This window comes from Paenibacillus camelliae, assembly GCF_023715345.1.
Lineage (GTDB): Bacteria > Bacillota > Bacilli > Paenibacillales > Paenibacillaceae > Pristimantibacillus > Pristimantibacillus camelliae.
The window spans coordinates 127,814-140,098 of the sequence record NZ_JAMBNY010000009.1; the positions used below are offsets into that span (position 1 = coordinate 127,814).

Annotated in this window: 12 protein-coding genes; 1 reads left to right on the forward strand and 11 read right to left on the reverse strand. The window is 43.3% G+C overall.

What is annotated here, in order from left to right; translation table 11 throughout:
• Positions 1 to 5 precede the first annotated feature (5 nt).
• The 8 genes from M3180_RS15100 to M3180_RS15135 form a co-directional block, all read right to left on the reverse strand.
• Entirely contained in the window at positions 6 to 953 is a 948-nt protein-coding gene (locus M3180_RS15100) for a type II secretion system F family protein (RefSeq protein WP_251668957.1), read from the reverse strand.
• The gene (locus tag M3180_RS15105; RefSeq protein WP_251668959.1) at positions 943 to 2,304 is read right to left on the reverse strand and encodes an ATPase, T2SS/T4P/T4SS family; all 1,362 of its coding nucleotides are present in this window, start codon (positions 2,302 to 2,304) and stop codon (positions 943 to 945) included. The genes M3180_RS15100 and M3180_RS15105 overlap by 11 nt, the downstream gene beginning before the upstream one ends.
• 15 nt (positions 2,305 to 2,319) lie before the next feature.
• Complete coding sequence (locus tag M3180_RS15110) at positions 2,320 to 3,171, reverse strand: CpaE/TadZ family protein (RefSeq protein WP_251668960.1); 852 nt, start codon at positions 3,169 to 3,171, stop codon at positions 2,320 to 2,322.
• Positions 3,155 to 3,883 carry an SAF domain-containing protein gene (locus tag M3180_RS15115; RefSeq protein WP_251668962.1) on the reverse strand — a complete coding sequence of 243 codons (729 nt, stop codon included), beginning with the start codon at positions 3,881 to 3,883 and terminating at the stop codon, positions 3,155 to 3,157. The genes M3180_RS15110 and M3180_RS15115 overlap by 17 nt, the downstream gene beginning before the upstream one ends.
• A 190-nt stretch (positions 3,884 to 4,073) precedes the next feature.
• Positions 4,074 to 4,424 carry a type II toxin-antitoxin system PemK/MazF family toxin gene (locus tag M3180_RS15120; RefSeq protein WP_251668965.1) on the reverse strand — a complete coding sequence of 117 codons (351 nt, stop codon included), beginning with the start codon at positions 4,422 to 4,424 and terminating at the stop codon, positions 4,074 to 4,076.
• A 3-nt stretch (positions 4,425 to 4,427) separates the two neighbouring features.
• On the reverse strand, positions 4,428 to 4,709 hold the full coding sequence (locus tag M3180_RS15125; protein WP_213514969.1) for a CopG family ribbon-helix-helix protein: 282 nt from the start codon (positions 4,707 to 4,709) through the stop codon (positions 4,428 to 4,430).
• 342 nt (positions 4,710 to 5,051) lie between these two features.
• Positions 5,052 to 6,224, reverse strand: coding sequence for an alanine racemase (alr, locus tag M3180_RS15130; protein ID WP_251668975.1), 1,173 nt, complete (start codon positions 6,222 to 6,224; stop codon positions 5,052 to 5,054).
• Positions 6,225 to 6,399: 175 nt separating this feature from the next.
• Positions 6,400 to 7,629: a DUF4367 domain-containing protein gene (locus tag M3180_RS15135; RefSeq protein ID WP_251668977.1), complete on the reverse strand. Its 1,230-nt coding sequence runs from the start codon at positions 7,627 to 7,629 to the stop codon at positions 6,400 to 6,402.
• Positions 7,630 to 7,886: 257 nt separating this feature from the next.
• Here M3180_RS15135 and M3180_RS15140 point away from each other — a divergent pair, with 257 nt between their 5' ends.
• Positions 7,887 to 9,452 carry a histidine kinase N-terminal 7TM domain-containing diguanylate cyclase gene (locus tag M3180_RS15140; RefSeq protein WP_251668979.1) on the forward strand — a complete coding sequence of 522 codons (1,566 nt, stop codon included), beginning with the start codon at positions 7,887 to 7,889 and terminating at the stop codon, positions 9,450 to 9,452.
• 99 nt (positions 9,453 to 9,551) lie between these two features.
• Here M3180_RS15140 and M3180_RS15145 read toward each other — a convergent pair whose 3' ends face one another.
• From M3180_RS15145 to M3180_RS15155, 3 genes are all read right to left on the reverse strand, one after another.
• Positions 9,552 to 10,355, reverse strand: a complete 804-nt coding sequence (locus M3180_RS15145; protein WP_251668982.1) for a DUF2935 domain-containing protein — start codon at positions 10,353 to 10,355, stop codon at positions 9,552 to 9,554.
• Positions 10,356 to 10,822: 467 nt separating this feature from the next.
• On the reverse strand, positions 10,823 to 11,710 hold the full coding sequence (sigJ, locus tag M3180_RS15150; protein WP_251668984.1) for an RNA polymerase sigma factor SigJ: 888 nt from the start codon (positions 11,708 to 11,710) through the stop codon (positions 10,823 to 10,825).
• A 67-nt stretch (positions 11,711 to 11,777) separates the two neighbouring features.
• Entirely contained in the window at positions 11,778 to 12,224 is a 447-nt protein-coding gene (locus tag M3180_RS15155; RefSeq protein WP_251668986.1) for a carboxymuconolactone decarboxylase family protein, read from the reverse strand.
• Positions 12,225 to 12,285 lie beyond the last annotated feature (61 nt).

Genomic DNA, 12,285 nt, shown 5'->3' on the forward strand with positions numbered 1-12,285 from the left:
CTCCTTTAATCGTTCAATTTCTTGCGTGACAGATATAATCCCATTAGAAAGGATAAAAATATCATCACAAACATATGCAGCAGCATCTCTCGACCGTTCGGATCATGAACATAATATTGAATCGATTGCTCACGATTGTAGTACACATTAATACCAACAAATAACGCTAAAAACAACAGCGGTGTAAAGTTGGCAATACGAATCTCCAGCAATCGATGACGCTCCTGCTCGTTGGCACGACGAGCTGCTCTCATATCACTGATAAGCTCCTTAAGACTGCCACTTATGCTCACGCCTTCACTCATCGCAACCTTCAGCATTTGCACAAAATAATCCGCCCATAGATGGCCCAGCGCATGAGCGAACAGCTCTAAGCTCTCATCATCGTCCTCCAGTACCGATAAGTTACGATACAGCTGCTCGAATATGCGCTTCATTGCACCCGTCATCACCTTCTCCTCAATTAAGCGGGCAAGTGCCACCTTGATTTGCCGTTCACCTGTAATGAGATAGCATTGATAAAACGATTCAAGTGCAGGAAGGAAGTCGATCTGAGCCTCGAGCCTTCGATGGACAAGTATAAATCTCAGCACCAAATATGGAAGCGCAGCAACCATCGCACCGAGCAGCAACGCCCCTTTCCAGGTGCCGAGCAGCCAGCTGCCTAGCAGCATGCCGCCAATTAAAAGCCCAAGCAAAGTACTGAACAACTGATTGCCCTTTAGCGGGATTTGAAGGGAATGCAATAGCTGCTCGAGATGTTTCATAACTGAAAGCATAAGCTTAGTCGAGCTGCTTGGTCGCTGGACCGAAGGGGTATGCTTGTTACCACCCTTCAAGCGTGCACGCAGCGTTTTACGCTGCACAAGCCATTGCAAGGTCCATTCAATAGCAACAAACAACAGTAGAAAGATGATGCCAAGCAATGCAACAATCATTCCGCTAATTAGCAAAGCAATCAGCCTCCTGAAGCTGTGGAAAATGACGGTTTAGCTCCGACCAATGTATTACCCAGTCATCCTTCTGCTCGTCATAGCTCGCCCAATCCTTAACCGTTACCTTCTCATCGCTCCAGCTCAAATGTGCAATACGTGCGATTACTCGTCTTCCGTTTATGTACTTAAGCTGAATCCCAACCTCTGTTACATACTGTGCAATCCGTTTCACCAATCGATGAGGATCCATGGCTCTTCCATCCAGCATACACATATCAACGATCGCTTCAGGCACATCCTCAAGCTCGTTCGCGTGCACGGTCGTCATGCTCCCGCGATGTCCTCGCGTACAGGCACGCACATAGATATTGGCATCATCATCACGAATTTCTGCATGAATAATCCGCTGTGGTGATTGACGCAGTGCAAGCTTGAATGCTTGCCTAGAGCTATGTAAATAATCATCCTCATTGATCTCGTATTCAATAATGTTCCGATCGGGGTAATCACGGCTAATCATCATCTCGTAGCGACCTTCAATCGTAACTAACCGTTCGGACGATGGCAGCTCAGCAATTAGTGCTTTTAACAAATTCGTCTTTCCTGTATTCGTCTGTCCTATGAGAACAAGATTGTACCTTGACGCTAATATCGCTTGGAGAAGCTTTAGAATAAATGGAGACATCATGCGGTAAGGAGCGTTTGCTAGCTGCTGCAGTGGAATATTGCGAAGGGTATAGAAGCGTATCGTGAGGGTGGGCAAGGAAGTATAGCCATTTCCGGTGATGGTGACGCGTGATCCATCCCGAAGCATGACCTCTGCCCATCTTTTCTTCATATTGATTTGATCATTGTTGAAAAGCACAAGGTTTTGCTGGATCCGTTCGACTTCCTTGACATGCTCGAAGCGATAATTGGATAGTGTTACTTCGCCGCGAATGACCGTAAATATTTGCGTGCCGACGACCTGAATTTCCTCAAGTCCTTCCGTTTCGGCAATGATTGCTTCAAGGACATGCAGTCCAACAATTTCAGCAAAAATCGCTTCAGCTAGTGTTGTATAGGGATGTGTATAATTTGCTATATCCTGAACATGCAGCTGCAGCAGTCGATCTGATATAAGATGTAATATATAACGGCGTGCATCTGGATAGCCCAATACAGCACGATTGAGCTGTTCACTATATTGCCTTCGCTCCTCCTCGTTGTAGCCACGTGGCGTTGCCAGAAATCCCCGCAGCTCATGACATAGCTTCTGGAATTGTTCTATGCCAGCACGTTCATCCTCTAGCTCCTGCTCCTGCTGCTTGCGTCGACGCGACATATAATCAAGAGCTGAGAAGCGTTTAACATTATGTTGTTCATCCATTACGATTCATCACCTTCATTTCGTCTTCGTTAAGCCAGCTGTAAATGCGTGCAGCCAGCGCAGCTTATAGCCTTTCATTTTCGATTTTTCTATGTGCTTAAGCTCTGGTAGGAATACTTTGCAATAATGAGTTAGCCACTTACTTCCTTCACCAGTCTGCAGCCATTGCTTCAGTTCCCCTCTGTCAAGAGCTTCATACAGCGTCGGCGGGATCGTTACCTCAGGCAGTGCTTCACCAGGCAGCTGCTCGCGACAATCACGACTTTGATATAAACCACCACCACGATGCTTAATGACAGAATGATATAGCTTTTTACTGCTTAGCTGAATATGCTTACCCATCATGCCTGCCCAGGCAATATAATCATCCTGAAAATGGGATAGCGCTCCAGTTGTTGTGAGAATAACTGCTTCCGTCTCAAGCAAAGCACTGATTGTTCCAGCATTGTCCCAGTAAGCATTCACATCTAGAATGACGTAATCGTAGGCTTTTCTAGCCGTATCAATTAGGTGCGTCAATTCCTCGACGCCGTAATACTCCGCTGTTTCTCGATAACGGTTTCCGAATAAAATATATAGCTCCGATTGGTTGTGATAGCGATGCATTGCACGGTGAAGCTGCTCCTGAGATAGATCTTCATTCCGCAATGTAGGCAACAGCTCATCGAGGCTAGCATGCGGATCATCAACACCAACATAACGATGCAGCTTTGATGACTTTAGATTCAAGCATAGGTATGCAATTCGCTTCCCTGTCTGCTCTGCGATCCGAACGCTAGCGGCTAATGCTAACAGCGTTGTCCCGATGTTCGGAGTCGTACCGATAAAGGTTAACAGTCTGCTCTGCTGTTCAGTAGGCGTCGGCATTGTTCATCTGTCCCTTCACCGGAGCTGGCAGTGAATGATATGCGATAACAAGCTTGCTTTGCCCACCGCTGCAGCGACGATCAATCTCCAGCCATTGCGCTTCCGTAAGATTAACATTGATGTACTCAATCATGCCGTTTGCATCTCTGCGTGAAGCATACATCTGCTCTGCATTGCTTCGCACAATGGCATGCTTCTCTGCTTCATTCGGAACGTCCACTTCATTATTAGAGCCTGTCTTCACTGAGGACACAACGATTCCTTCCGTGAATAGCCTCTCTGCTTCGCCTTCATCTGAGGAAAGATAAAACCATACCTCGTCACCGGCTCGAATACCGTTAGAGATGGATTTAATATAATCCTTCGGAATCTGAAATGTTGCCTGCTGCGCATTCGGATGAAGTGAAAATTTATTCAGCTTCCACTTAAGGATCGGCTCTCCTGTGCCAAGTGGGATCACCGCCTCCTGCCCCACCACTTCGTCCAGCTCATACAACATATCATCAGTTGCCATTGAGCTCGGAATCGATTGCCATACCAGCTGCTGGAGCGTAATGGGCTGCCCCGCATCAATCCAGCTGCTAGGTGTAAGAATGTTAACCCTTTCTTCCTGCTGAACACGTTCGAGCTGAACATAATACAATCCGTATACCGCAAGGGCGGCAAGCAAGGCTGCACATACAGATAGCAGCATTCTTCGTTTACTTATCATTGCACTCACCTCAATCCCGTTCTTTCTTCAATCTGCAGCTGTAGTGCTTAAGCTGCTTGCTAATGCTCTTCCAGCATAGAAACAAAAAAAGAACGCAGTGCCCTCGTCACTTGGACGAAAACGCTGCGTTCTTCACACGTTCATATGCGGTTAGACATATTATAACAAACTTACCATCTATTGTCTATTGCTAAAAATCAATTAAACCAACACTAATTAATAAAGCATCGTCTACCTTGCGCATCGTTTCATCATCCAGATGCGTAATTTTGTCGGTCAGACGCTGCTTATCGATCGTGCGTATTTGCTCTAACAGAACGACAGAATCTCGATCAAAGCCATGTCTTTCTGCATCCATTTCAACATGCGTAGGTAGCTTTGCCTTTTGAATCTGTGCGGTAATTGCTGCGACGATAACTGTTGGACTGAATCGATTACCAATATCATTTTGAATGACGAGAACAGGCCTAACTCCACCTTGCTCAGAGCCGACTACCGGTGATAAATCCGCAAAAAATACATCTCCGCGTTTTACGATCAATCCCTACACCCCGCTAACAAGACGACCTAGAGTATGGTCTGCTTCTTCCTCCGCTTGAAAAGCTTCTGAGGCAATATTAAGATTAATTCTTGCCATTTCCATATAGCCTCTCTGCATTTTTTCTCGAATTTGACGTTTTTTACGTTCGAGAAGATACAGTTTCATTGCTTGGCGAATGAACTCACTGCGATTTGAATTTTCAGTTGCGACAATTCCATCTACTTCTTCTAACAGTTGATCTGGCAAGCTGATCATGATTCGCTTCGTATTATGAATATTGGCCACAGAATTCGCACCTCCAAAACTTTTCCAACACTATACTACACATTATGACATTTTTATATCTATTCTATACTTCAATATATATGAAGCATATATATCAAGTATGCTATACCCATTACATATTGGTTTCTAGATATAGCGTTTTAATCCTTTTTTGTTAAAACAAAAAACGATATGTAATTCCTGCCAACATACATATATTTGGGCCTAGCTTTCCACATTACTTCTATATTACACTACATCTTGTTGATTAGCCACATCTAATTAAAGAGAATATATTCCAGTATATCCCTTTATGCTGCCTATGTATGGTGAATGCAGATTGTAGCTGCATTCACCTGTTATTTATGCACCATTGCTCACCGCAATCAATTGATCCTTCTCTATATATCGACGAGGTACACGGCTGGCAAGCATACAAGTTAGCTCATAGTTGATTGTACCTAATTGGTCAGCAAGCTCGTTCGTCGTAATCACTTCGCTGCCTTGCTGTCCGATAAGAACAACCTCCTCATCAAGAAGGTCAGACAGCTCGTATTGCTTAAGCTTATTTAAGGAAACCATGCATTGATCCATACAGATCGCGCCAACTACTGGAACACGCTCGCCTCTAATCAACACCTCTGCCTTGCCCGTCAGCATGCGACTGAAGCCGTCCGCATAGCCGATTGGCAATGTGCCGATCCACTCATCTGCTTCCGAATAATAACGCGCACCATAGCTAATTCCCCACTCTGCCGGTACTTGCTTCACATGCACAAGCTTTGTCTTCAAACTTAGCACTGGCTTTAGCTTAATCTTCTTACTAACCTCCTCAGACGGATATAATCCATACATCGCAATTCCAAGTCGGATCATATCTCCTGACCACTCCGGCGTATCCATGCTCCCTGCACTATTCGCAGCATGAATAATCGGTATATCCCAGCCTTGCGTTCTCACGTGCTGCTCTACTGCATGAAAACGATCATATTGCAGCTTCGTGTATGTTTTGTCTGCTTCGTCCGCCTTCGAATAATGCGTAAAAATTCCTTCCACATCGAGCGTTTCGACCTGAAGGGAGCGTTCGATAAAATCTATCGCAGCATCGATGCCTAGCACACCAAGACGGCCCATACCGGTATCAAGCTTAATATGCACCTTCAGTGGTGCATGCTCATCAATGCTTAATGCACGCGCAGCCTGCAGCTGATCCTCGCGATACAGCGCGATTGTAACGTTATGCTGCTGCGCCAGCTCCAAATGCTCTGGAGCAACAAAGCCGAGCACGAGAATAGGCAGCTGAATACCTTCCTCACGCAATCTAAGCGCTTCATCAAGGAAGGCAACGCCTAAGTAATCCAAACCATAGCGCTCCACTGCACGAGCGATTTCTACTACGCCATGCCCGTACGCATTGGCTTTAACCGAAGCCATAATTCGCGTTCCAGGCTTTAAGCCCTTGCGCACTTCTTCTATATTATAATAAAGGGCATCCAATGAAATATCTGCCCATGTTGGTCGATAAAACGTACTCAAAATTGATCCACCTACTTCCTAATTGCTGCGCCAATAGTTGTAATGTTACCCCCTCCTCATATCGCGTGTCAATGCCGATCCGAGGTGAATTCAACACGTATAATTAGCAAAAGGCGATTGCTCCAGCGAATCGTCATTCGCCAGTGCAATCGCCTGCCATGTATAGGAAGCTTACTTACTTGGAAATCTCAGCTTGCACGGATTGAGCGATCTTAACTAGCTCTTGTTCAGGAAGATCCGCACTGCTTAGACGGTACATATTTCCATTGTAAGTCCAGCTTAACGTTTGAATATTATCTCCAGCTGTCAATTCACCATAGGTAAAGCCAAGATCTTTAAAGTCACCAGGTACTAGCGACGTTGCCATATCTTTAGCTGCCGTTTGGATAAGGGTATAATTGTACGTGCCCTCGTAGCGAATCATTAAGCCTGGGCTGCCTGCATATTCAATATCTGTCATGTCCTTCTCATTTACACCTGGAGGGAAATATGTTGGCTCCAATGCAACGAAGCCTGCTTGCTGCCCCGGTATTGCAGATGTTGGTTCCTCACTTGCTGCATCGGTTCCTGGCTCTACAGCACCATCTTCCTCATCACTAGACACGCCCTCTTCGGCAGGTGCTTGAGCATTATGCTCGTCATCTGCTTGCTGCTCATCGCTCTCCTCATCTGGATTCATGAGATCGCCTGTGCCTACACCGTCATCGCCCGGCGCAACACTTTCTTGCTCGGAAGCATTCGGATCGACCTCCTGCTCAGGCGCTATCGCAGCACCAGCGCTCATATTCGCATCTGTGGAGAAATAATTTTCTGCAAAGCTTGGATTGAATTGGAATGTGTCAAACTTCACATCAACCAGTACCATTGCGTTCGTGTCGCTGACCTCAACCTGAAGTGGATGATAATCATCCTGACTTAGCCAAATTTTTTGGCGAGCAAGTGAAGTGTTGTTGTATTGTGCCATGACATCAAAGACGTAAGCATCCTCGGTTGTCGTGAATTCGCGAGAGCCATCAAGAAGTATGCTTTGGACTAATGTTTGGTACAAGTACACTTGACCTTGCTTCTGAGGCCATTCGCTTTGGAAACGGAACATTTTCTTTTGCTTCGGTGTTAGAACAAACACCCCTTCGTCGTTGCGCAGCACGATTTGCGTAATATCCTTCTCAACATTCGTTAGCTGGATGCGATAAGATTCTGGCTTCTGATAAGCTACCTCAACTTGATATACCTGAGGCTGCTGCCCATTATGCAGCGTCATCGTGCCTGTTCCCGTATAGCCTTCCATACTATTCAAAAATTTGTCCAAATCCTTCACCACGGATTCGGCGTCCTTCGTACCGCAAGCAGATAACACTAGTGCAAAGCTTAGTATAATTGCCGCGATCCATGTCATGCGACGCATGAAATCATCCCCTCTACAACTTGGTTTTTACTGGCTGATACATACTATGAGGGGACTTGACCATTTATGCGGACAAAGTTGACGAGCTAGCCAGATTTTTTTGTTACATTACATGTGAATAATAGTTTGTTACTGTCTACAGGGAAGGTGCTCATCATAGTAGGCTTCTGCAATCGCCTTGCGAATCTATACATTAACAACTTTTCTCAATCGTGTTAACATAATGTAGACATATCCTATGAAAGAGGGTAAAACCATTGGAATCGAAGCTAGAGGCATTTGTAACATTAGTGTGTACTTCGGTTGTATTGAATTTGTCTATTCTAGTCTACACTTATTGGAAAAGACATCATTATACAAGCATCTCAAAATTGTTCATGTGGAATATATTATTTACAGTGATTTATTGTTTTGGTTATGCCTTTAGCTTAACATCCACTTCTATAGAACAACTTAGATTTTGGAATATTGTACAGTATGTAGGACTTCCATTTTTCCCTCCGTTAGGCTTATTGTTTGTCATGCAATATTTAGGTTATAGCGCAACAAGAAAAAGAATCATTGCTATACTTAGCATTCCTCTTCTTACCTTTCTAATCAATATAACAAACGAATTTCACCATCTTTTCTATAAACTTTACGTTATCCATCCGGTGCTTGGAGCTCCATTTAGTGAGATTCAATATGGGGCTTGGTTTGCAGCACATAATATTTACATTTTTAGCTGTATGCTTGCTGCGTTATTATTGCTTCTGTTTCGCTGGAAGGAAACGAGTAAAGTATATAAACCTCAAATATTTGCTCTCATCTGTGGTCAATTGCTTCCAATAGTAACTGCATTTTTATTATTCATAGGCGTGACACCCGATGGTATCGATCCTGTACCGATGGTCATTTGGGTTTCTTCTGTGTTGTACCTCTGGTCTATTACTTCTTCCCGGATGCTATCCATTATGCCTATTGCAAAGGAAACGATTTTTAATCATATGAATGATGGTGTTATCGTACTTAATGGCAGCTATCAATTAATTGAATATAATCAAGCATGTAAAAATATGTTTAGTATATTGGATCGGTCCATGCTTGGGACCCCTTTTGATCTAGTTTGGTATAAGCTAACGAATCAATCATTTCCTGTTCAGCTAGTTACGATAACAGATAAATTGAATACTACGATACATCATGCTGGTTACTTGTATCAACTACGTATCTCTATACTTCAGCAATCAAATAATAACTCCGGCATATTAATTATTTTTACAGATATAACAGAGCTACATACCTTACAACAAAAGTTAGAGAGACTAGCCTATTATGATGAGCTTACGCAAATATACAATCGTCATGCCTTTTTCCATCAAAGTGAGCATAGCCTAATAAAAGCAAAAGATAATAGGTCAGCTTTTACGATTATTCTATTTGATATTGATTTTTTCAAAAAAGTGAACGACACGTATGGCCATCATACCGGAGATCAAATGCTACTACATGTGGCTCAAATATGTAAGGCAGAGCTGGGAGAACATATGTTATTTGCGAGATATGGAGGTGAAGAATTTGTTCTCGCTTTAACTGGTTATACACTAGTGGAAGGGGAAAACTTCGCTAATCACCTTAGATTATGCATTGAACAGAAGCCTCTAGTTGAAAATGACCGATTTGTATCCGTTACCTCCAGTTTTGGAGTATCGGTAACGACAGGAGCTATGGAGGAAACAATCTATCAACTTCTTCAAAAAGCTGATGAAGCACTTTATGCTGCCAAAAGAGCTGGCCGAAATCAAGTGCAGGTTTTTAAGGAAGAGCATGAATTCGTGGGATAAAATGGAATTATTCATGAAGCAGGGGAACCTGTATCAGTGAAAGCTGATATGAGTTCCCCCTATCTTTCAACCGTATAACCTCTACATTTGCTGCGGTATCTAATCCTCTACCCGCGGTTTATCCGCTTCGCAATCGGGCTGAGAAACTAATCCTAGCTGAGCTAATTTCGTTAGGTAGTAACATTCCTCCCGCATCATATGATCAGGCATTAAAGGACTAATTCTGTCTAAAACTTCAGCTGAGAATTGCATTTCCTCTAATTCATTTAGAAATCCCACAAATAACTTCATCTCAATATCAACTTCATGATGAAGCTTGCGGAACGCTGGAAAATCCTTAAGATTCGTTCTCATGTATCCTGCCATTTCGATACTCTTCATATAAAGCTGCTCAAAATGCTTTTGGAATTCTTTGCTTTGCTTGATTAACCGTTTCTCTACGCTATCTAGATCACTTGCAATAGTAGCCGCGTGGCCCACTGCATCAGGAAGCCACAAAAAATCGTGATGCAACGCATCGAAGGTAGGTACAGGCCTTCCTTGCACGAGTTCATTTAAAATACGCAAATATTCCTCTAGCTCATTGACCATGTGATTAATAAAGGTTGGTGTTAAGCCGATCTTCACTTTACCAAGCAAGGCTCTGCTTAATAAATCAAGCTTAAATGCTCTAAACTGCTCTGTCAGCTTGTGCGCTTGTGTGGCTAGTGAATGTAGTTCTGACTCTAACTGAATTGTTCTGGCAGCGCCTAGCAGCTGATCAAATGCTTCGATATACGAAGCTGCTACTCGTATGTCTTCTTGCTCCACCGGTGATAATGTATTAAAAATGAATCGTGCATGGTCACCTAAAATCTGTAACCAAAATCGATGCTCAAATAATGCAGACTGTGAAGTATTCAATGCTTATCCCTCCAAGTAATTGCAAGATGAGTGAAATTCATCCTCTCCTTGCTGTTTTTTCACTATATGCAGCTGCGGCTTGACTAGGCGATAGCATAGAGAAAATATTCTCAATAAAAAAAGGACTCCATGTGCTAGGAGTCCTTCACAACTTGCTACGATTATCTCTCCATTCCTTGAATGGCTCGTAAAAAAACATGAGCACGATAAGGAATGTCGTAGTTATAACCTTGCTGCTTACCTCGATATCCTTACTGAGAAAATAGAATACCAGAACCAACAATATAGCCTGAATTATTCTGTTTTTTAAATCCTTATGGTAAATAAACATCGCAATTATACTTACAACGATAAAGTACTCAAACCATATTGTAACCAAGAGAGAGCCGTGGTAAAGCAGCTGTTTTTTGTTCATTTCCTCACCTATTAAATTTTATAGTCGAAGTAAACCGAGGATGCTACTTGGTTCATAAAACAATCGAAGTCAGCTTGTCAGGATTCAATACGGCGAATATGTTCGTGATCAGGTCGGTGTTATCAGCCCATTGAAAGCAAACAACAGCCTTTACGCCATGCTCATCCACAAATAAGATACCCGACTCTCCGTTAACAGTCACAACACGAGCAGATGCTTCTTTCCAGCCTCTTGAGTGTAAGGCGGACAAGAAGATTAGAACACGAGTACGTCCAAAAATCGGGTTGATGGCTGCACGAACCTTGCCTCCTCCATCTGTTTGAATAACTACATCTTCAGACAGGAGGTCAGTAAGCTGCTCAATGTTGCCTTTAGTAAAATGCTCTAGAAATCGTTGAACTCGCTCCTGCTCATGAGCGAAGAAGCTTGAGGGCTGCTGGCCTTCGTTCATCCTTACTTTCTTCCTAGCACGACTTAAAACTTTACGGCTGTAAGCTTCGGTAATTCCAAGCAAGTGAGCAATCTCTGCGTATTCATAATCTAGTGCCTCTCTTAGAATGAACACAACCCTTTCTACTGGCTTTAATTGTTCCAGCATCACCATGTATGCGTAGGAGAGGGATTCATCGAGTTCCAGCTCCGCTAACGGTGATCGTTCGGTCATGACCAACGTTTCTGGAAGCCATGGCCCAACATACATCTCTCTTTGTTTATGTGCAGACTTTAATAGGTTCAAGCTACGATTAATTACCAATCTACTCAAATAAGCTTTCATATTTTCAATAGATTCTATATCTACTGACTGCATTGCTATAAACACATCATGTACAAGATCTTCCGTATCCGATATCGTTCCCAACATCCGATACGCGATCCGGAACAGATAGGCACGATACGTCCGATACAGCTCATCCAGCCGATTGGTATCAGTATTCTGCACGTAACCCTCTCCCCATCCATCATTGTAATAAGGAGCCAATTATGGCTCCTTAGCTTATTTGCGAGTTCTAGTTCATACAACCATGAAACATTCCAGTGGATACTGCCAGCCGATTCCAGCAGTTAATGACATTGATCGCCATAATCAAACTGACATACTCTTTCTCGTCAACATGTCTACGTACATTCTCATAAACATGCTGAGGCACACCTTGCACCGATAACTGAGTCACACATTCGGTTAGATCTAGCACGGCTTTTTCTTTGTCACTATATAACGGAACTTCACGCCATACGCTCAGCATCAGTACTCGATCGAGCTCCTCCCCTGACTTCAATAAATCATTGGCATGCATGTTAATACAGAATGAACAGCCGTTAATCTGTGATGCACGAAGCTTTATCAATTCATACAAATTATAATCCAGTCCACTCTTTCGAACGTGCGACTCCAACGTTACCATCATTTGATACGCTTCAGGACTTGCCGTTCCATAATTCAATCTCAATGTCATCACTTATCTCCTCCTGATTATTATATCTTTCAATAAGGATGACAATTGAGAGCTGCATTTT